Source organism: Nocardia sp. NPDC049149 (assembly GCF_043197455.1).
Taxonomy (GTDB): domain Bacteria; phylum Actinomycetota; class Actinomycetes; order Mycobacteriales; family Mycobacteriaceae; genus Nocardia.
On the sequence record NZ_JBICTD010000006.1, the window covers coordinates 180,311 to 199,271 of the forward strand.

An 18,961-nucleotide genomic window follows, 5' to 3' on the forward strand; every position below is an offset into this window, starting at 1 on the left:
ACAGGCCGCGATCAGTACGAGAACGGCCAGGCCTTGAAGTAGTTGCGTATCCGGAGCCAGAGCCCGAATATGCCCCTGGGTTCGAGGATGATCACGCCGGCGATGAGTAACCCGAACAGAATCGTCTTGAGCTCGTCGAGCGTGAGCCCGGCGATCTCGCCGCTCTCGTCGGTGATGGCGGGGAAAGCCCGCGTCGCCTCTTCGAGCACCCGGGGGAGCAGCACGACGAAGCACGCGCCGATGATCGTGCCCGAGATCGTGGCGACACCGCCGATCAGCACGATCGCCAGGAAGTCGATGGACAGCAACAGATTCCAGCGGTCGGGGCTGATCCGGCCGACGACCACCGACAGCAGCGCGCCTGCGACACCGGCGTAGGCCGACGAGATGACGAACGCGAGAGTCTTGGTGCGTTGCAGCGGAACTCCCATCATCTCCGCGGCGATGTCGCGATCCCGCACGGCGGCGAACGCGCGACCGACCTTGGAGCGGGCCAGGTTTCGCGCGGTGATCGCGAGGACGATCAGCAGCACCAGGCTGACGAGGTACAGCGCGATCTGCTGATTCACCAGCAGTCCGGCCACGTAATACGGGGTGGACAGGTCGACGCCGAACAGCACCGGCGCCGCGGGGCCGCGGCCGATACCGCCACCTCCGGTGACCCTGGTCCACTCGTTGAAGAAATGCTCGCCAAGCATCAGCAGCCCGAGTGTCAGTGTCGCCAAATACAATCCGCGTACCCGTGCGGCAAGGGGCGCGACGAGCAGCCCGAGCAGCCCGGGATGATCGCCGAAAGCGGCAGCCACAACGCCATATCCCAGCCGAGGCCGATGACGGTCTTGGTTTCCTTGCCGCCGAACACCGCCGCCGTGTACGCACCGGCGCCGACGAAGAACGCGTGACCGAGCGACACCTGCCCCGCGTACCCCGTCAACAGGTTCAGCCCGATGCCGCCGATCGCGTACACCGCGGCGAGCGCGAGCAGGTTGGTGATGTCCTTGGCTACGAGAAACGGTGCCGCGAAGGCGAGTACGACGAGCCCGAGCGTCCAGTAGCGCTTCGCTGGTGTGTTCCAGATCGCCTGGTCCTCGGCATAGGACGTGTAGACCTTCGGCCTGCCGCGGCGTACCGACCTCGGCACCGTCACCTTGCCTGCGCTGCCGTCGCCTGGCTCTGCCTGCCCGCTGAGATCGAGTCCTGCGGTCGTGGTCATACCCGCCGTACCTCCTTGCTGCCGTACAGCCCGTAGGGCTGAATCAGCAGGACCACGAACATGAGCACGTAGGGCACGACGATGTCGAAGTTGGCGCCGAGCCACGGTGCGAAGTCGGGTTGGTAGGTCTTCGTCAGCGCCTCGGCGATGCCGACCACGAGCCCGCCGACCACCGCGCCCTTGATGGAGTCCAAGCCGCCGATGATGATGGCGGGCAACGCTTTCAGCGCGACGAGCGCCGCAGCCGACGCGACGCCGCCCGCGGCGGTGCCGAGCAGGATGCCGCCGATCGCCGCGAGCGCGCCCGCGATCGCCCAGGACAGCGAGAACACCGTGCCTGCCTTGATGCCCTGCGCCATCGCGGCTTCCTGGTCCATCGCGGTGGCACGCATCGCGAGGCCGTAGCGGGACCGCGCGAGCCACCACCCGAGCAGTGCGATCACGACCACGGCGGTCGCGACCTTGAAGATGTCGGTGTAGCCGACCGTGACGCCGCCGACGCACGGCGCGACCCCCTCGACGCCGCTGCCGTGTTCCCGCACGCCGCCGAGGCAGAAGTTCTTCAGCCCCCACGGATCGCCGGAGGTGATGACGTCGGGTCCGAACAGCTTGTTGGTGACGACGAGCCCGGCGGCGAACAGTCCGATGGTGACGAGCGCCGCCGAGAACGGCGGGCGTCCGACCATGGGGCGCATCGCCACTCGTTCACAGGTCATCGCCAGCGCGGCGACCGCGACCACGGCTCCGGCTGCCGCAGGCGCGAACGGCAATCCGGCGCTGTCGACGAGGGTGAAGCTGACCCAGGTGCCGAAGATCATGAACACCGGTTGCGCGAAGTTCAAGACGCCGGTGGCGCGGTAGATGATCACGAATCCGACCGCGATCAACGCGTACATGCCCGCCAATCCGATTCCGCGGATGAGCGTTTCGATCAGTTCGATCACGTGTGCACCCCCTGCAGGTCGCCGCCGGGATGCGTCGTCGAGTTCGAGTACATGTCCTCGATCAACTCGCGGTATCCCTGCGTCAGGGCCGCTCGCTTGACCTTCTGCGTCGCGGTCAGCTCGCCGTCGTCGTGGTCGAGCTCTTTGCCGAACATGCGGAACTTGCGGACGTTTTCGACCCTGGCGAACTTGGCGTTCGTCGCGACGATCACGCCGCGAATCAGCTCGAGCACGTCCTGCTTGCTCGACAGGTCGCGGTAGGTGGTGTACTGAATCCCTTTGCGCGAGGCCCAGTCTGCGACGGCGTCGAACTCGATGCCGATCAGCGCGGTGAGGTACGGCCGACGATCCCCGATGACGACGGCTTCCTTGACGAACGGTGAGACCTTCAGCTGGTTCTCGATCTCCGAGGGGGAGATGTTCTTGCCGCCCGCGGTGATGATGATGTCCTTCATGCGGTCGACGATCGCGAGATACGTACCGTCGACCCATGTTCCGACGTCGCCGGTGCGCAGCCAGCCGTCCTCGGTGAACGTCGCCCCCGTTGCCTCCGGCCGATTCCAGTAGCCCGCAAAGTTTCCGGGATGCCTGGTCTGCACCTCGCCGGTCTCCGGGTCGAGCCGCAGTTCGATCCCGTCGATGACCTCGCCGACGGTGCCGAGCTTCAGACGGTGTGCGCGGGTGCAGGTCGCGATCGCCGTGTTCTCCGTCATCCCGTAGGCCTCCGAGATGGGCACGCCGAGGCCGAGGAAGAATCGCAGCACGTCGGGGGAGATCGGCGCCGCACCGGACAACGCGGCCCGCGTTTTCCGCAGCCCCAGCTTGTCGCGCAGCGGTCGGAACAGCAGCGGATAGCCGATCGCGTAGGTCAGTCGCGACGCCGTGGTGTGATCGCCGCCGTTGGCAATGCGCGCGACCGCAATGGATTCCGACAGCTTCATGCCGATGCGGAACGCCAGCCGTTTGGCCGGTGACGCCGACGCGGACTTGATCATGACCGTCGACTGGAGCTTCTCCCAGATCCGCGGGACCGCGAACAACAGTGTCGGCTGAATCTCGGCGAGGTCGGCGGCGATCGTCTCGATCGACTCCGCGAAATGGACGACGATGCCCGATCCCGCGTTGTTCCACACCGTGAACATGCGTTCGGCGACGTGGCAGAGCGGCAGGAACGACACCGACACGTCGGCGGCCGACGGGGGTGGTGAGAACAACGTGCGACCGGCGAGCAGCGCGTCGAGTGCGTACGCGATGTTGCCGCAGGTGAGCATCGCACCCTTCGGCGGACCGGTCGTGCCCGACGTATACACCAGCGTCGCAACGTCACTCGCCGCAGCGTCGGCCTGTACCTGTGCCAGCAGGTCTGGATGTTCGGTGCGGTGCTGCCTGCCCAGCTCACGGAACTCGTTGTACGACATCAGGATCGGATGCGTGTAGGCCGCGACGCCACGGCGTTCGAGGTAGACGATGCGCTCGACGGAGGGACACGTGCCGAGCACGGCGAGGATCTTGTCGACCTGTTCCTGATCCTCGGCGACGATCACCCGCACGCCGGAATCGGTGATCAGGTACTCGATTTCGGCCGCCGGACTGGTCGGGTAGAAGCCGACGGTGATGGCGCGCAGCGCCGTCGCGCCCATGTCGGCATACAACCATTCCGGTCGGTTCTCCGATAGCACGCCGACCCGGTCGGCTGCCGAGATGCCAAGGGCGGCAAAGGCATGCGCGGCAAGCTGCGCCTCGTCGTCGTAGGCGGACCAGGTGATGTTGCGCCAGACGCCGAGCTTCTTGGACCGCATGGCGACCAGGTCGGGAGTCTGCTCGGCCCGACGACGCACCAGGTCGACCGGACGCGCCACGGGTTCGGTCGTCGTCTCGACTGCCTGCTGGACGGTCATGTCGCCGCCTCCAACGTCGCCTGATCGGCCGCCGCGGTCGCGGGGTCCGCGCCACCGAGGTAGGCGGCGATCACCGCAGGATCGACCCGCACCTCGGCCGGCGTGCCGAGCGAGATGCGTTTGCCGAAGTCCAGCACCATGATTCGATCGGCGAGATCCATCACGAGACGCATGTCGTGCTCGACCATGATCATGGAAATCCCCATCTCGCCGCGGACATCGAGGATGAACCGCGCCATGTCCTCGGTCTCTTCCGCGTTCATTCCGGCGACGGGCTCGTCGAGCAGCAACAGTTTCGGTTCCATTGCCAGCGCGCGCCCGAGTTCGACCCGCTTCTTGATGCCGAAGGGCAGCATCCCGACCGGCTGATGGCGCACCGATTCGAGTCCGAGGAAATGCACGAGATCTTCGACGAATTCACGGGCGAGCCGCTCGGCCTTGCGGGCCTTCCCCAGATGCAGGGCCGCCGCGAAGGCGCCGTAATTCAGATGCAGGTGCCTGCCGAGCTTGAGATTGTCCAGCACCGTGAGGTTTTCGAACAGCTCGATGTTCTGGAACATGCGCGCGACGCCCATTCGGGCGATCGCGTCGGGGCGGCGGCCCAGCAGCGACTCCTCGTCGAGGACGATCGATCCCTGCTGCGGGCGATACACACCGGAAAGACAGTTGAACAGAGAGGTTTTGCCCGCTCCGTTCGGTCCGATGATCGCGAACAGTTCTCCCGAACTCACATCGAACGACACGTCGGACAACGCCTTGGTGCCGCCGAACGACAACGAAATCCCTGCTACCGCAAGGGTCATGCCGACCACCGCTTACGTCGCTTGTAGTGCTTGAGATCGCGATACGACGCGCTGCCCTCCGCGCCGAGACCGAGGTAGAACTCCTGGATATCGGCGTTGTCGCGCAATTCGTCGGCGGGCCCGTCCAACACCACTTTTCCGTTTTCCAGCACGTACCCGTGCGTGGCGACCGACAGCGCCATCGCGGCGTTCTGTTCCACGAGCAGCACGCCGGTGCCCGCGCGGTTGATGTCGGCGATCAGATCGCGAATGCTCGCGACGACCAGTGGCGCCAGACCGAGGCTCGGCTCGTCGAGCAGCAGATACTTCGGCTCCGCCATCAGCGCCCGGCCGATGGCAAGCATCTGTTGCTCGCCGCCCGACAGATATCCGGCCTTCTGGTTTTTCCGGTCGGCGAGAATCGGGAACATGCCGTAGATGCGATCGAGGTTTGCCTGGATGCTGGAACGGCGGGCGGTGTGAGCGCCGACGCGAAGGTTCTCCTCGACGGAGAACTCGACGAAAACCCGCCGCCCCTCCATGACCTGGCTGATCCCGGCGGTCACCACCGCTGCAGGATCGGCGTGCGTGAGGTCCTTCCCGTCGACCGACACCGATCCCGCGGTGATCTTGCCGCGATGGACGTCGAGCAGGCCGGTGATCGCTCGAAGCGTCGATGTCTTCCCCGCACCGTTCGCGCCGAGCAGCGCGACGATCCCGTCCCGCGGAATCCGCAGGCTCACGCCTCGGCAGACGAGTACAACGTCTTCGTAGACGACCTCGAGGTTGCGGACTTCGAGCAAAGCGGACTCCACTGGCACGTCGAACGCCATGGATGAAAATGTGGCGTTCTCGGTTATCTTGTGGGGTGCCGGTGCTTTTGGAAGCGTTTTCCGAAAATATGACCGGTCAGATCAGCTGGTAGAACCCTCCGCGGGCTGCAGGCGCAGCGAGATCGAGTTGATGCAGTAGCGCTTGTCGGTGGGCGTGTTGTATCCCTCGCCCTCGAAGACGTGGCCGAGGTGGCTGTGGCAGTTGGCGCACAGCACTTCGACCCGGTGCATGCCGAGGGTGTCGTCCGACTTCAGGATCACCGCGTCGGATTGCGCGGGGTCGAAGAACGACGGCCACCCGCAGTGTGAGTCGAATTTCTCGGTGCTGCGGAACAATTCGGCCCCGCAAGCCCGGCAGGTGTACACGCCTTCGGTCTTGGTGTCGGTGTATTCGCCGACGAAGGGGCGTTCGGTCGCGGCCTCGCGCAGCACCGCATACTCCTCGGGGTTCAGCTTCAACCGCCATTCCTGGGGCGTCAGCTGGATCCGCGGCGCGGGCAGGGACGTGTCGGCTTCGGAGCTCATCCCTCCACGCTAATAGGTTTCCCGACGGTCGTCGCGGAACCGTTGGTCGAGCTGGGTGAACCGACGCGCGCGGCCGCGGTCGCGTCGCTGGACGGCACCGGCTTGATCCAGACGGGGTCGATGCCGAACTCGAGCCTGCCGTCGCGCTTCGCTGCCAGGTACCGGTCACCGAGCACGCAGAACACCACGATGAGCAGCAGCCCCCAGCCGAAGGTGATGCGCAGGTATTCGACATCGCGGCCGATGTGCTGCCAGCGATCCGAGAGCCACTTGTCGTAGCTCATGAACCCGAACACGGCCAACCAGGCGGGCCAGTTGCGCAGCACCGAGTTCCGCAGCACCACCGTCATCAGGAACGGGAACAGCATCATCGAGTAGTACATCTGCCCGAGCGACGACAGCAGGAACTCAGCGGTCAGCAGCACACCGGACGCGGTACACACGAAGAACAGTTCGTCCTGGCGGTAGTAGCGGTACAGCAGCCACAGCGAGATGAGCACCAGCACGCCCATGCCGACGCGGATGGTCCAGATCAGCCACGGCTGCAGCCCGTAGTACTCACCGTTGCCGGGGACCGAGCTGTTGAAGTAGTCACGTGCTTCGAACACGTATTTCGCGGTCCTGGTGAAGAACTTCTCCGGGTCCTTGGACAGCGGCCACGCGATCGCGGTCAGCGCGACCGGCACTCCGAGGGCGGTGAGGAACACCTTCCACTGACCGCGCGCCAGGGCGATCAGCAGCAACGGCGCCAGCGTCGGTTTCACCGCGAGACTCAAGCCGAGTGCCGCGCCTGCCCAGAGGTCACGGCGTTTGAGCAGCAGGTGGATGAAGATCAGCTCAGCGAGGAGGACGCATCCGTTGATGTTGGTGAAGACCAACGTGTTGGTGACGGTCTCCGACATGAACATCGCGAACAGCAGCACCGGCGCGACAACGGAACTCAGCGTGAACCGGAACAGCCGCAGCAGCAGGTACCAGGCGGCGAGGATGGCCACAGCGTTCAACGCGATGAAGAACCAGCGCGCTTCCTCAGGGTGCAGGTATGCCACCGGCGCGATCAGCAGGGTGCCGCTCGGATAGTACAGATAGTGCGGATCGACTAGGTCGTAGTTCGCCGTGTACACCGGTCGCCGGTTGACGAAGTCCAAAGCTGCCGCGTAAACGGGCTTGAAGTCGTCGGTGATGAAACCATTGACAGCCTTGATGAACACCCGGTTCAGCACAGTCATGACCGCGAATGGCCAGAGCGCGAACTTGATCACCTCGGCGGTGGTGCGAGCACTACGGGGCTCGAGCTGTCGAAGTAACACTGGGGCACGGTACACCGGATCCGGTTCGCGCGGTTGTCCGGACCGGTATGACGCGCCGCTCGGAGTTAGCGGGATGGGCGGTCTCGAAGTGGCCGCCGCCGCGGTGTTCCAGCCTATTCCGTTGCGGTGGTTGTCGATTCCTCGGCGGGCAGCAGGAGCGGCCGACGGCTGCGTTCGGACTATGCCGGGCAGACCGTTCCGTCCGCGGGCAGCTTCGCGTCCTTCAAGTAGTCGATCATGGTGAGCTGCGCGCAACTCGAATGAGTGGACACCGGATGTCCCCAACCCTGCCAGGTGAGTCCGGCATACCGGGCGCCGGCCTTGCCGAGCGCGCCGGTGACCGAGGCCTGTCCGGCGTTGCCGACCACCGGATCGGCGATGCCGCCGAGCACAAGCACCGAAATGCCGAGCTTCTCCGGCAGCGGTGGCGCCGTGGCGACCGGCCATGCCGCGCAGTCCATCAGCGCGATGGCCGCGGCCTTGCCGAACACCGGGTATTTCGTGCCCCAGGTGCCCATCAGTTCCTTGGCCTTGCTCGGCGTCGGTGACTGCTGAGAGTCGGTGCAGCGGTTGACGAATTGGCCATCGGTGTGGATGGCTGATGATTCGCGTTGGATCAGCGTGCCGAGCGCCCCGCGGTCGCCGCGCCCGGCCGCCGACAGTGCGTCAGCGAGCTCGCCGATCCGGCTGGCCTGGTCGGCCCGCGGGCTGCCGAGGAACCCGGTCACCGCGGTGAGCAGCGCGTTCGCCGAGATGTCGCCGAGCCCGCCGGAACCGGCACGGTTCACCAGGTCGGTGAGCGCTGCCCTCGGGTCAGGGCCGAGCGAGCAGCGTATTCCGGTGCAGCGCTGGGCGAATGCGGTCACCGCCGCCTCGGCGCCCTCGAGCTGCTGCTCGGTCCGCGTGGTCGCGTCGGTGCCGACCGCCTCGGGGGAGTCGAGGACCAGCCTGGCCACATGATCGCCGTATTTGCGGGCGTAGCTCATCGCGACCTTCGCGCCGTTGCCGGTGCCGAGCAGCGCGATGTGGTCGACCTGCCACTGCCTGCGCAGTTGCTCCAGGTCGTCGGCGGCGTGCGGCGCGTCGAAGGTGCCCTCGTAGGGCTGCAGGAAGTCGCGGCAGGCGATGGTGCCGTTCTGGCTCAGCGTGGTCATCGCTTCGACGGGATCGGTTGCGCCCGGCGCGAATTGGGCGTTCTCGGCCAGGCCCTTGCGCACCTCGGGCGGCAGGCAGTCGATGGCCTGCGAGCTGCCGATGCCGCGCCGGTCCACGGCGACGATCGGGCGGGCCGCGAGCAGCGCGCTCGCGGGCCCGGCGGCCAAGCCGGCCAGGGTGGCGGTCGAGGAGCGATCCGCGCCGGAGGTGAGCACGAGCGGGGCGATATCGGTCGGGGTCTGCGTCAGCCTGGCCCGGACGGCCGCGGCACGGAAGTTGCCGAGCACGGCGCCACCCGCATCGATCGGGGTGGAGAATTCGGCGCAGTCGAGGACGAGACCGGCCGGGGCAGGCCCGAGGCCGAGCAGGTCCAGCGTCGGCGTCGTGCAGTCGCGCCAGGCCAGGTCGGTCTTGGGCAGCTCGGCGTTCGGCGGCGGGGCCGGTGCGACCGAGGTCGTCGGGTGGCCGCCCACGTGTTCACGCTCGACGGCGACCCCGGGACGGTCGGAGGGGCCCGCCCCGCATCCGGCGATCATGATCGAGAGTGTCGCGGCCAGCACGACGGCCCGAGTCCAGCGCATGCGCTACAGCCTGCCAGGTTCTGCCGGTTGTTTCACAAAGCAGGTGTCCGGCACGTCATGCGCGCACCCATCGGACGAGCATCGTGCCGTCGTCGTCGAGCAGGATATGGGCGCGGGTCATCCGGTGGCGGAACTCGTGTGCGGACAGCGAAATTCGCCGGCCCGTGCCGCCGACCAGCAGCGGCGCGGTGGTCAGGCACAGCTCGTCGACCGCGTCTGCGCCTAATAGTTCGCCGAACAGGTGGGGTCCGCCCTCGCATAAGACACGGTGCAGTCCGCGCTCCGCGAGCACCCGCAGCAGTGCCTTCGGGGTGACCGCGGCGTCGCCCGCCTCGACCACCACCGCCCCTGCGTCGATCAGTTGCTGTTTGCGGTCGGCGGGTGCGGTGGTCGTGGTGATGATCAACGGTGGGACCGTCGTGTCGGTGAGCAACCTGGCGTCGAGGTCGATGGCCGCGCTCGCGGTGACCACCGCGATCGGTGGCGCGGCACCCTCGGGATGGCCGCCGAAGCCCGCGTCGTGCAGCGCGTGGCGACGCTGCGGGTCGGTCCTGGCGCCGCCGTAGTTCTCGGCGCGCACGGTGCCCGCGCCGACCAGGACCACGTCGGCCAGTTCGCGCAGCATCAGGAACACCGATTTGTCGGCGGGCGTGCCGAGGCCTGCGGATCGGCCGTCGCTGGTGGCGGCGCCGTCGATGCTCGACACGAAATTGGCGCGCACGCACGGCGCCGCGAGGTCGGCGGGGTAGGCGTACAACTGCGCGAGATCATCCTGGCTCAGGTCTGTGAGCTGGGTCGCATTGTGGATACGCTGCATGAAGATAGATCACACCACGTCATTAGGCTCTGCACATGCAAGAACGCCTCGTCGACCGTCACCCGGAGGTCCCGGCCGACCAGCTCGTCGCCCAGATGGTGCCGCCGCCCATGTTCGACGAGGTGAGCTTCGCCTCCTACATCCCCGATCCCAACGAGCCGAGCCAGGCCGCCGCGGTCCGCAAGGCCGAGGGGTTCGCGGCCGAGGTCGCCACGATCTACAAGGCGAACAACAAGAAGAGCCTGTTCGGCAAGAAGAAGCCGGTGCACGGCGCCGGGCTGTACCTCGACGGTGGGTTCGGTGTCGGCAAGACCCACCTGCTCGCCTCGGTCTTCCACAGCGCGCCAGCGCCGAAGTCCTTCGGCACCTTCGGTGAACTCACCAATCTCGTTGGCGCCCTTGGGTTCGGCAATGCCGTCGAGCGGTTGTCGGCGAACAGTGTGTTGTGCATCGACGAGTTCGAGCTCGACGATCCCGGCGACACCATGCTGGTCTCGCGGCTGCTCACCGAGCTGTCCGCGCAGGGGGTTTCGATCGCCGCGACGTCCAACACGCTGCCCGGTCAGCTCGGCGAAGGTCGTTTCGCCGCACAGGATTTCCTGCGGGAGATCAAGAAGCTCGGCTCGATCTTCGAGCCGGTGCGGGTCGACGGTCCGGACTACCGGCATCGCGATCTGCCGCCAGCGCCGGACCCGACCTCGCCGGAGCGGCTGGTCGAACGTGCTGCTGCCACACCGGGTTCCACGCTCGACGAGTTCGACGCGCTGCTGAAGCACCTGAGCACGCTGCATCCGTCGAAGTACGGTGCGCTGATCGCCGGGGTGTCGTCGGTGTTCATCTCGAACGTGCATCCGGTGACGGATCAGGCGGTGGCTCTGCGCATCGTCGTGCTGGCCGACCGGCTCTACGACGCGAGTGTGCCGGTGACCGTTGCCGGGGCGAAGCTCGACGAGATCTTCTCGCAGGAGATGCTCGACGGCGGGTACCGCAAGAAGTATCTGCGTGCGATCTCCCGGTTGCTCGCGCTGTCGCGTTTCGAGGTCGTCGCGTAACCCCTTCGCTTTGACTCGGCGACGTTTCAGTTAGGTTGGCGGGACCCGATGATTGGAGCAATCGCATGATCCGACGCGCAGTACGCACCCCGATCGCGCTGGTCGCCGGTCTCGCCCTCGCGTTCGGACCGGCGGCAGGGGCCGCGCTCGCCGACCCGCCCGCCGCGTCGGCGTTCGAACGCTCGCTCACTCTGCAAGGCGTGCAGAACGCCAGGGACATCGGCGGCTACCGCACGGTCGACGGCAAGACCGTGCGCAGCGGCCTCGTCTACCGCACCGGCCAGCTGAACAACGCGACCCCTGCCGATCTCGCCGAGCTGTCCAACCGTCAGGTCCGCGTCGTCGACGACCTGCGCACCGTCTACGAACGCGCACTCGGCCCCGACAAGATTCCGGCCGGCGCGACCGCCAACTGGGACGACGTCATCGGCCAGGCCCCGCCCGAGGCGCTGGCCAGCACCCTCACCGGCGGCGACAGCCTCTACCGCGCCTTCATCACCGCCCCCGGCGCCAACCAGGCGTTCGCCTCCGTGCTGCACGACATCATCGGAACCACCGACGGCGCAGTGCTTTTCCACTGCACCGCAGGCAAGGACCGCACCGGCTGGACCGCCGCCGTCCTGCTCACCCTCCTCGGCGTCGACCGCGACACCGTCACCCAGGACTACCTGCTGTCCAACGTCTACCGCAACGCCGCCCCTAACGACACCATCAACGGCGTCCAAAAGTCCTGGCTGGACACCGCTTTCGCGCAAGCCGACCAAACCTACGGCAGTTTCGACAACTACCTCCACGAAGGTCTGAAACTCACCGACACCGACATCACCACGCTCAAAACCAAACTCCTCGCCTGATCAGACACCGCCACCGAGCCGTCGATGCCACCCGCTCGATCACGAAACCCGCACCTCGACATGAACCCGCACCGGTTCTAGAGTTTGATCGACTGATCATGGGGCACTGACGGCGGCATCGCCCGAGAAGCCCCCGCCACCAGTGCCCCCTCGATGTACAACCACGGCCGGATGGCCGGGACTGGACGCCGACCTCCGCTTGACTACCGCCAACGGCATTCGGCTACCGTCAACTAGGCTCGGCAGGTCACCAATCGACGGCTTCGGTCGACCATTCTTGCCAATTGATGTTGTCGGGACGACTCCCGTCGGTCTCGTAGAACCGAACAAGTGCCTGTTTGATGGAGTCGATAGCAACCCTTGAATCCCCCGGGAAGAATCTGGGATTTCCGAAGTCGTAATAAAACACCGGCCTGCCGACATCCTCCACCCCTTTACTATAATTCCCTCCCTCGTCGTCCCCTTGGTATTCTATGCTGCCGATGCCTTTGCCAGCGAGTATACCGATGTTCAATACAGCCACCTTCCCCCGAGGTGATGTCAGGATGATCGTGACATAATCCTGGTCCGAGTCGACTTCGCTCACCATTTCGTCGATCACCGCCGCCAACTCATCCGCTGACTCAGGAGTGATCGGGTTATCGAGGTGCTGCGGCAGATACGAGACTTCCACTTTGTTGTTAATCGACGACTCCCTCTCTTCAGTGATCACCACTTTACCCCAACGTATGTGCGGGAGCCACCGGGCCATCGGACTGTTAGCCTACTTCCCGGCTCGAGTACATACTTCAATGTCGAATGGCAGCCGCGGCAAGGCCCGCTGGGGTGATTTATTATCACTTCTGCGTCCCTGATACCTTCCTTGCGCATGATCTCGGCAGCTTTCATCTCGACGTCGGAACTCCAGCCCGCATTCGCTTTGCCGCCGGGAGTGGTTGACGGAGAATCTTTGATACGTTGATTGATCTCTATCGCTGGAGAACGGTTGACGCCACCGCTTTCGATCAGATCATCACCGTTGGAATACGGATTCCTGATTCGCATTCCATCCTTGTCGACCAGGAATCCCGAAGTCGGCGATTGGTACGTTCGCTCACCGCTTGCATCGAAGCCTGCCTTGGTGAACGGAGGAAGGTCGTCGAAGGCGCCTTGCACCGCTTTGCTCGGAGCACTACCTCCTCCAGCGGCGGGCGGCAACTCTCTGGCTCCACCCGGTGGGGCAGCTGCCGAAGGAGGCTGTACGCCAGCCCGCGCGGCGGGCGCGCCTTGCTTGGGTCCGCTGGACGTGCTTGGTCTCTGCGGTTCGAGAGGTTGCCTCGCAGGTGCAGGCGTTCGACCGCGACTGCCGGTCTGTTGCGGCAGTCCTTGTTCGATCTGAGCTTCTGCCTCAGCCTGTACCTGTCCCTGGGTTCGCCCAGCGGCCGGTGGGCGTGTGGGGGATTCGGCTGCGGGAAGAGTCCTTTCGGTCGTCGGTGGATCGGTTCGCGGCGCGGGGCCCCTTGTTGGCGCCGGGGGCTCCTGCGGTGTGGCCGCCGATGCTCTCGTTCGTGCGGCTGCCGCGGCCTCGGAAGCCTCTGATGCTGCCGCGGCAGTGGTGGCACGGGTGAGGTTGGCTTCGGCGGCTGCTGCGCCCGCTGCCGGGGCGGCACGGAACACTCCCGCTGGTCCGGGCGTTTCGCCCTCGAGCGCGCCCATGCCGCGGCCAGTGTTGGCCCCCGGTCGCTGCCGGGACGGCGGAACGCCTTCGCCGGGTGCACTCGGCCCGAGGCCAGGTGGCCGAATCGGCGGTCCGTTCATCTCGATCGCGGGACCGTCGTATGGATGTCCCCAGTGGTATCCGTTCTTGTCCTTGATGATCAACGTTCCGTCGAACGTTTTGTAGAACGCTTCGCCGGGAACATTGCCGGGCGGGTAAATCTGCGTCAGCATCTCCGGGACAAACGGACCCGGATGGTTCAATTTCGGATTGCCATCGCGATCGAAAGAGACCTTCGGCTGTGGATCGGTGCCGATGAATCGTTGCCACGCAGTGCTGTGGTCGTCGGGGACGTATACAGTGCCATCGCTGTTGTACTTGACATCCTGACCTTCGACTTCGAAATGAACAAAGCCGTCGTCGGTTCGGACACCACCGTCCGCGCCTTTGGTGAAATGCGCAATCGGGTTGCCTTGCAGGTCGGTGACGGTGACTTCGATAAACGGCCGATCGGCGCCGTCGCTGCCGCCATGTCTGACAGATTTGGTAATCGTGTTGTTGCCCGAGTCCGTGAGAACCTGGATCGGTCGGCCGAATTCGTCGGTCCAGGTTTTCAGTGTCGTTCGGTGCAGCATGTCCGTCACTACTTCGAACGGGCGCCCGAATTCGTCGTGGCCTTTCTCGTAACTCGTCCCGTCATCGGTTCCGGTGACCAGGATGTTCCCCTTGGCATCGCGATCGATGCGAACGCCGTCGAACTCGATTTGGTAGCCGGATCCGTCCGCGTTGTGTTGCCCGGTGATGCTCTGGTTGAAGCCACCTTTTCCGTTGGGCCGCGATGTCGTCGTGTAAGTGCCGCCCTGTCCGTCCGGATGGGTGGTGTCGACACTGCCATCGGGATTGCGGACCGACTCGGCCGTCGCAACGGTGCCGTCCTGATTCGCCGAGGTCGTGCGAACCTGTTGTCCGTCCGCAGTGATGTCGGAGGTGATCGGCGCGGGTCCGGATGGGTCCATGCCTGCCGGGACGGTATAGATAGCCGCCTTTCCGGGTGCCGCGCCGTTCGTGCCGTCCGGATACCGCACCGAATAGGAACCGTCCGCGTTGGCGGTCCAGGTCGTGACACCGCCATTGCCGTCGGACACCGAGCGCACCTGAGTGACGGTGCCGTCGGCATTGCGGATCGTCGTATCGATGGTCTGGCCCCCGGTGCCGGGCACGATCACGCTGGTTGCGACCCCACCGTTGCCGGTAGGGGTATCCCACGGCACTCCTTCAGACTTCAGTGCGAGAGCCTCGTCCGGCCGGGGAAGCGAGACGCCGGGCTCCGCGGCGGGGGCTTGTGTTACTGCTGGCGGAACCGTGCTCGCCGCAGGTGGCTGCTGCACACCGGGTTGCTGCTGGGCCGGCGGAGTCGCGGGCAGCTGTTGTTGCGCGCCGGGGACCGGAGGAAACTCTTGCTGCTCGTCCCGGCGGGCTTGGTTTGCTCTCTCCTGCTCCTCCCGCGACATCGACGGCGCACCCAACCCGGTTTGATAGCTGACGGGCTGAGCAACCAGCGGTTGCGTCGGTCCTCCTCCCGAGGCTTGGCTCAGAGGAGGTCCCTCGATGTTCCCGGCATCAGTCACCACGGTTGTTTTCGGGAGGTCGGTGGCCATTGCCGTACGCCTGAACACCCGATCGACCTGCCGCGCAGCCGATCCCGGCGTCATGTTGTGGAAGGTGTAAACGCGGCCGCCGCCACTCGGACCGGGTGCCGACTCGGTGTTCTCGCCAGCGGGAGTCCACGAGGCCGACTGTGCTGAATGCTCGGAAACCCAGGACGGGACAGCGGCGACCTGCGGCCTGATGGCATCGGAGTTCATGCGGCACCTCATGGAATCGATATGTGGTTGTGAGTGGGTCGCCGATCGCACGGCGTGACTGTGGCTTTGCCGCAGCCAGGCCGGGAGTCGGCTCAACGGGCGAGGTGCGGCCGAGTCGAAACCGGCAGGCGCGCAAACCAACGCGGCCCCGATCCGGTATCGGATCGGGGCCGCGTTATGGCTACCGTTGAAACTATTGGGGGAGAGTCAATCCCGTGACATCACGGTGAGCGCGCAGATATGGCGCTGTAAAGATCTTCACCTAAGCTCGCTCGAATGTCAATGCCTGGCTATGGATTTCGGCCGGAACGCTGGTGATGCGCCCGCGCCGGGCGACTCAGGAGCGTTGTTCGGCGTACCAGCGGTCGATGAGGGCGGGGAGTTCTTTGCCCATCCAGACGAAGAATTCGTGCATGTCGCGGACCCGGGCGGCTTGGTCTCCGTTGGGGTCGTCGAAGAGGGCGAGGCCGCGGGCGGTCATGGTGGTGAGGTCGGTGTACATGCCGCTTTGCTGGCGGGTCAGTTCGGGGAGGATGCCTGGGCGGATGGAGTAGTAGTCTTTGCGGTCGCCCGGCTTGGAGATCTTGTCGACCCAGCGCATGGTGACGAGCGCTTTCAGGGAGCTGGAGATGGAACCTTTGGAGGCCTGGAGTGCGTCGGCGATCTGGCCGAACGTCTGCTCGGGCGGATCGGAGACCAGCAACCAGCCAGCGGCACGTCCGGTCATCCTGACCAGCCCCATGCGTTCGAGTACGAGCGCGAAGTCTTCGACGAACGCCAGTTGTTCCGGGGTCGGCGCGGTGGAGTCCGTAGTGCTCATCGAACGAGTATCCCTTCGGGTCGAGGAAACGGGTGAACGGGGCGGGCCGTGTTGGCCCGCCCCGTTATGCGGCGACTAGACCGCGAGGTCGCGGCGATCGAAGGCACCCATGGCCAGTACCAGCGCCACCGCGGCAAGGACGACCAGGACGGCGAGGTGTCCGACGTTCCAGCCGTTGACGACCGGTGAATCACCGACCGCGTAGTAGAACGGCGAAAGCTTGCGAACCAGGTCGCCGCCGAGATTGTTGGCGAAGTACCCGGCGAGCGCGACCAGTGACGCGATTCCCAGTGCCAGCGAACGCTTTCCGGTGATCGCGCCGACCAGCAGGGTGATCGCCCCGATAGTCAGCGCCAGCAGGCCGAGCCCGGCGCTCGCGGCGAGGATGTGCCCGGTGGGCACATCCATCTTTCCGGCGTTCGCCCCCGAAATGACGGCCAGCGCAAGGACTGTGGTGACGACGGCGGTCTGCACCACCAGCGCCGCGAACCGCTGCCCGAGCAGCCCGATCCGGCTGATCGGCTGGGCGAGTAGCAGATCCAGCGTTCCGCTCTCCTCCTGGCTCACCGATCTGGCGCCGAAGGTCACCGCGAAGATGAGCATCAGCAGCAGCCCCATCATCGAGAAGATCGTCGAGTGCAGAAAGCCGGTGCCGGTGGCGAAGTCGCCGACGCCCATCGCGTCGTAGACGCTGTTCTGCTGGATCTTCTCCAGCGAGCCTTGCTCTTTCAGCGAGTGGAAGGACGGCAGGTAGATCAGCGGGACGACGGCGATGCCGACCGACCAGCCGAGCAGTCCGCGGCGCTGTTCCTTCAGTGTCTGGGTGAATACCGAACGTGCCATGACGAATTCTCCTGTGTGCGAAGTGGATCAGCGGCCGTAGAGTCCGAAGAAGATCTGCTCGAGGTCTGGTTCGGTCGAGAGCACGCTCACCAGCTCGTACTTGGCTGCCACCTTGAACAGCGCGTCGACTTCCCCTTCGGTGGTGCAGCGCACCGTCTTTCCGTCGATGCTCAGGTCACGGACGGCGGGCAGCCTGGCGAAGTCGTCGGTGAACACGTCCTCGCCGAACACGAGCTCCACCGACCGCGGTGATCGCCGGCGCAGGTCCTCCACGTTCTCGGTGCCGAGCAACTTGCCCGCGCGCATGATGACGGCCCGGTCGGCGGTCTGCTGGACCTCGCTGAGGATGTGCGAGGACATGAACACGGTCTGCCCGTTGTTCTTGGCCTCGGTTACCAGGTCCAGGAACCGTTGCTGCAGTAGCGGATCCAGTCCCGAGGTCGGCTCGTCCAGGATCAGCAGGTCCGGGCGGTGCATGAAGGCGGCGATGATCCCGACCTTCTGCTTGTTGCCCTTGGACATGGCGCCGACTTTCTTGGACAGGTCCAGGTCGAGCAGCTCGGCGAGTTCGATGATCCGCTGGGCGGGCACCGGGGTCGCGCGCTGGTCGGCGAGGAAGCCGAGTAGGTCGCGCGCGGTGTTGCGGCCTTCGATGGCCAGTTCGCCTGGTAGGTAACCGATCCGCTCGCGCAGCTGCGCGCCGCCTTTGCGCGGGTCGATGCCGAGCACTTCGACCTGGCCTGCGGTGGGGCGGATCAGGTCGAGCAGGATCCGGATGGTGGTGGATTTGCCTGCACCGTTGGGGCCGAGGAACCCGAACACCTCGCCCTCGGCGACCTCGAGGTCGAGATCGGTGATCGCGACGTGCTTGCCGTAGTTCTTGGTCAATCCCTCGGTGCGAATCGCGGCGGTCATGCGTGCTCCTGAGTCTGAACTGTTCTGTAAGGACTGATGTGTTCAGTAAAGACTGAACAGTCAGAACATGTCAACCCCTCGATGGGCTGCCGCTACGATCCGGTCATGACGAAGTTCACGACGTGGGACGGCCTGGAACTCAACTATCGGGTGTGGGAGGGCGAGGGTGTTCCCGTCGTGCTGCAGCACGGTGTGGTCGCGGATACCAACGCGAACTGGATGAGCACCGGCGTGGTCGGCGCACTGCAGGCGGCCGGGCGCACCGTGGTGTCGCTGGACGCGCGCGGGCACGGCCGCTCGGACAAGCCGCACGACCCGGCGCGCTACTCCTGGGAGTCCATGGCCAAGGACGTGCGGGCGCTCTACGACGAGCTCGGCTTCGATCGTGTTGTGCAGGTGGGGTATTCGATGGGCGGGATCATCTCGCTGCTGGTCGCCGCCGCCGACGACCGGGTCGAGCGGCTGGTGCTCGGCGGCATCGGCTCCGGCGTGCTCGACTGCGGCGGCGTCGACCGCCGGGTGGTCGAGCTGTCCGAGCTGCAGACCGCGATGGGCGACGACAACGGCGAAGCCCCGCCGCTCGCCATGATGTTCCGCATCCTCGCGGACGCGGTGCACGCCGACCGGCAGGCCATTCAGGCGGTCGCCACCGGCCTCGATACCCGGCCGATCAGTGGTGTTGCCGACATCAAAATGCCGACGCTCGTGCTCGCCGGTGACAACGATCCGTTCGCCGCCGAACCCGAGCGCCTTGCCGACGCGCTACCGAACGGCACGCTCGCCGTGGTACCCGGCGATCACTTGATGGCCGTGATCGCGCCGAGTTTCCACACGGCGCTGGTCGATTTCGTGAAATAG

At 65.7% G+C, this 18,961-nt stretch carries 18 protein-coding genes; 3 read left to right on the forward strand and 15 right to left on the reverse strand.

Annotated elements, in window-relative coordinates; genetic code table 11:
* Positions 1-11: 11 nt before the first annotated feature.
* From ACGFNJ_RS25070 to ACGFNJ_RS25115, 10 genes are all read right to left on the reverse strand, one after another.
* On the reverse strand, positions 12-725 hold the full coding sequence (locus ACGFNJ_RS25070) for a branched-chain amino acid ABC transporter permease (RefSeq protein WP_393452726.1): 714 nt from the start codon (positions 723-725) through the stop codon (positions 12-14).
* Positions 713-1,213 carry a hypothetical protein gene (locus ACGFNJ_RS25075; protein ID WP_393452729.1) on the reverse strand — a complete coding sequence of 167 codons (501 nt, stop codon included), beginning with the start codon at positions 1,211-1,213 and terminating at the stop codon, positions 713-715. The genes ACGFNJ_RS25070 and ACGFNJ_RS25075 overlap by 13 nt, the downstream gene beginning before the upstream one ends.
* Positions 1,210-2,157 (reverse strand): branched-chain amino acid ABC transporter permease, encoded by a 948-nt coding sequence (locus ACGFNJ_RS25080; RefSeq protein ID WP_393452732.1) that lies wholly within the window; start codon positions 2,155-2,157, stop codon positions 1,210-1,212. Before ACGFNJ_RS25080 ends, ACGFNJ_RS25075 begins: the two co-directional genes overlap by 4 nt.
* Positions 2,154-4,055, reverse strand: coding sequence for an AMP-dependent synthetase/ligase (locus ACGFNJ_RS25085; protein ID WP_393452735.1), 1,902 nt, complete (start codon positions 4,053-4,055; stop codon positions 2,154-2,156). Before ACGFNJ_RS25085 ends, ACGFNJ_RS25080 begins: the two co-directional genes overlap by 4 nt.
* Positions 4,052-4,858: an ABC transporter ATP-binding protein gene (locus tag ACGFNJ_RS25090; RefSeq protein ID WP_393452738.1), complete on the reverse strand. Its 807-nt coding sequence runs from the start codon at positions 4,856-4,858 to the stop codon at positions 4,052-4,054. Before ACGFNJ_RS25090 ends, ACGFNJ_RS25085 begins: the two co-directional genes overlap by 4 nt.
* Positions 4,855-5,640: an ABC transporter ATP-binding protein gene (locus ACGFNJ_RS25095; protein WP_393454147.1), complete on the reverse strand. Its 786-nt coding sequence runs from the start codon at positions 5,638-5,640 to the stop codon at positions 4,855-4,857. Before ACGFNJ_RS25095 ends, ACGFNJ_RS25090 begins: the two co-directional genes overlap by 4 nt.
* 111 nt (positions 5,641-5,751) lie before the next feature.
* Positions 5,752-6,195: a peptide-methionine (R)-S-oxide reductase MsrB gene (msrB, locus tag ACGFNJ_RS25100; RefSeq protein ID WP_393452741.1), complete on the reverse strand. Its 444-nt coding sequence runs from the start codon at positions 6,193-6,195 to the stop codon at positions 5,752-5,754.
* A complete protein-coding gene (locus ACGFNJ_RS25105; protein WP_393452744.1) occupies positions 6,192-7,505 on the reverse strand; it encodes a glycosyltransferase family 87 protein in 1,314 nt (437 codons plus the stop codon). The genes msrB and ACGFNJ_RS25105 overlap by 4 nt, the downstream gene beginning before the upstream one ends.
* A gap of 179 nt (positions 7,506-7,684) precedes the next feature.
* Positions 7,685-9,241 carry an alpha/beta hydrolase gene (locus tag ACGFNJ_RS25110; protein WP_393452746.1) on the reverse strand — a complete coding sequence of 519 codons (1,557 nt, stop codon included), beginning with the start codon at positions 9,239-9,241 and terminating at the stop codon, positions 7,685-7,687.
* Positions 9,242-9,296: 55 nt separating this feature from the next.
* Positions 9,297-10,058, reverse strand: a complete 762-nt coding sequence (locus ACGFNJ_RS25115) for a pyrimidine reductase family protein (protein ID WP_393452749.1) — start codon at positions 10,056-10,058, stop codon at positions 9,297-9,299.
* 35 nt (positions 10,059-10,093) lie between these two features.
* Between ACGFNJ_RS25115 and zapE the strand changes: the two genes are divergently transcribed.
* Together zapE and ACGFNJ_RS25125 are read left to right on the forward strand one after the other, a co-directional pair.
* Complete coding sequence (gene zapE / locus ACGFNJ_RS25120) at positions 10,094-11,110, forward strand: cell division protein ZapE (protein ID WP_393452752.1); 1,017 nt, start codon at positions 10,094-10,096, stop codon at positions 11,108-11,110.
* A gap of 65 nt (positions 11,111-11,175) precedes the next feature.
* Positions 11,176-11,964, forward strand: a complete 789-nt coding sequence (locus ACGFNJ_RS25125) for a tyrosine-protein phosphatase (protein ID WP_393452755.1) — start codon at positions 11,176-11,178, stop codon at positions 11,962-11,964.
* 247 nt (positions 11,965-12,211) lie between these two features.
* Here ACGFNJ_RS25125 and ACGFNJ_RS25130 read toward each other — a convergent pair whose 3' ends face one another.
* The 5 genes from ACGFNJ_RS25130 to ACGFNJ_RS25150 all read right to left on the reverse strand — a co-directional run bounded on the left by ACGFNJ_RS25130 (position 12,212) and on the right by ACGFNJ_RS25150 (position 18,103).
* The gene (locus tag ACGFNJ_RS25130) at positions 12,212-12,679 is read right to left on the reverse strand and encodes an Imm1 family immunity protein (RefSeq protein WP_393452758.1); all 468 of its coding nucleotides are present in this window, start codon (positions 12,677-12,679) and stop codon (positions 12,212-12,214) included.
* Positions 12,673-15,525, reverse strand: a complete 2,853-nt coding sequence (locus tag ACGFNJ_RS25135; RefSeq protein WP_393452761.1) for a DddA-like double-stranded DNA deaminase toxin — start codon at positions 15,523-15,525, stop codon at positions 12,673-12,675. Before ACGFNJ_RS25135 ends, ACGFNJ_RS25130 begins: the two co-directional genes overlap by 7 nt.
* 337 nt (positions 15,526-15,862) lie before the next feature.
* On the reverse strand, positions 15,863-16,345 hold the full coding sequence (locus tag ACGFNJ_RS25140; RefSeq protein ID WP_393452764.1) for a GbsR/MarR family transcriptional regulator: 483 nt from the start codon (positions 16,343-16,345) through the stop codon (positions 15,863-15,865).
* 75 nt (positions 16,346-16,420) lie between these two features.
* The gene (locus ACGFNJ_RS25145) at positions 16,421-17,188 is read right to left on the reverse strand and encodes an ABC transporter permease subunit (RefSeq protein WP_393452767.1); all 768 of its coding nucleotides are present in this window, start codon (positions 17,186-17,188) and stop codon (positions 16,421-16,423) included.
* Positions 17,189-17,215: 27 nt separating this feature from the next.
* Entirely contained in the window at positions 17,216-18,103 is an 888-nt protein-coding gene (locus ACGFNJ_RS25150) for an ABC transporter ATP-binding protein (protein ID WP_393452770.1), read from the reverse strand.
* Between the two features lie 105 nt (positions 18,104-18,208).
* Here ACGFNJ_RS25150 and ACGFNJ_RS25155 point away from each other — a divergent pair, with 105 nt between their 5' ends.
* On the forward strand, positions 18,209-18,961 hold the full coding sequence (locus ACGFNJ_RS25155) for an alpha/beta fold hydrolase (RefSeq protein WP_393452773.1): 753 nt from the start codon (positions 18,209-18,211) through the stop codon (positions 18,959-18,961).

Bases quoted from the DNA above. Each gene is read 5' to 3' on its own strand.
- zapE (WP_393452752.1), top strand. From the start codon at position 10,094: ATGCAAGAACGCCTCGTCGACCGTCACCCGGAGGTCCCGGCCGACCAG.
- ACGFNJ_RS25155 (WP_393452773.1), top strand. From the start codon at position 18,209: ATGACGAAGTTCACGACGTGGGACGGCCTGGAACTCAACTATCGGGTG.
- ACGFNJ_RS25125 (WP_393452755.1), top strand. From the start codon at position 11,176: ATGATCCGACGCGCAGTACGCACCCCGATCGCGCTGGTCGCCGGTCTC.
- ACGFNJ_RS25090 (WP_393452738.1), bottom strand. From the start codon at position 4,858: ATGACCCTTGCGGTAGCAGGGATTTCGTTGTCGTTCGGCGGCACCAAG.
- ACGFNJ_RS25150 (WP_393452770.1), bottom strand. From the start codon at position 18,103: ATGACCGCCGCGATTCGCACCGAGGGATTGACCAAGAACTACGGCAAG.
- ACGFNJ_RS25110 (WP_393452746.1), bottom strand. From the start codon at position 9,241: ATGCGCTGGACTCGGGCCGTCGTGCTGGCCGCGACACTCTCGATCATG.
- ACGFNJ_RS25145 (WP_393452767.1), bottom strand. From the start codon at position 17,188: ATGGCACGTTCGGTATTCACCCAGACACTGAAGGAACAGCGCCGCGGA.
- ACGFNJ_RS25135 (WP_393452761.1), bottom strand. From the start codon at position 15,525: ATGAACTCCGATGCCATCAGGCCGCAGGTCGCCGCTGTCCCGTCCTGG.
- ACGFNJ_RS25085 (WP_393452735.1), bottom strand. From the start codon at position 4,055: ATGACCGTCCAGCAGGCAGTCGAGACGACGACCGAACCCGTGGCGCGT.
- ACGFNJ_RS25075 (WP_393452729.1), bottom strand. From the start codon at position 1,213: ATGACCACGACCGCAGGACTCGATCTCAGCGGGCAGGCAGAGCCAGGC.
- msrB (WP_393452741.1), bottom strand. From the start codon at position 6,195: ATGAGCTCCGAAGCCGACACGTCCCTGCCCGCGCCGCGGATCCAGCTG.
- ACGFNJ_RS25115 (WP_393452749.1), bottom strand. From the start codon at position 10,058: ATGCAGCGTATCCACAATGCGACCCAGCTCACAGACCTGAGCCAGGAT.
- ACGFNJ_RS25140 (WP_393452764.1), bottom strand. From the start codon at position 16,345: ATGAGCACTACGGACTCCACCGCGCCGACCCCGGAACAACTGGCGTTC.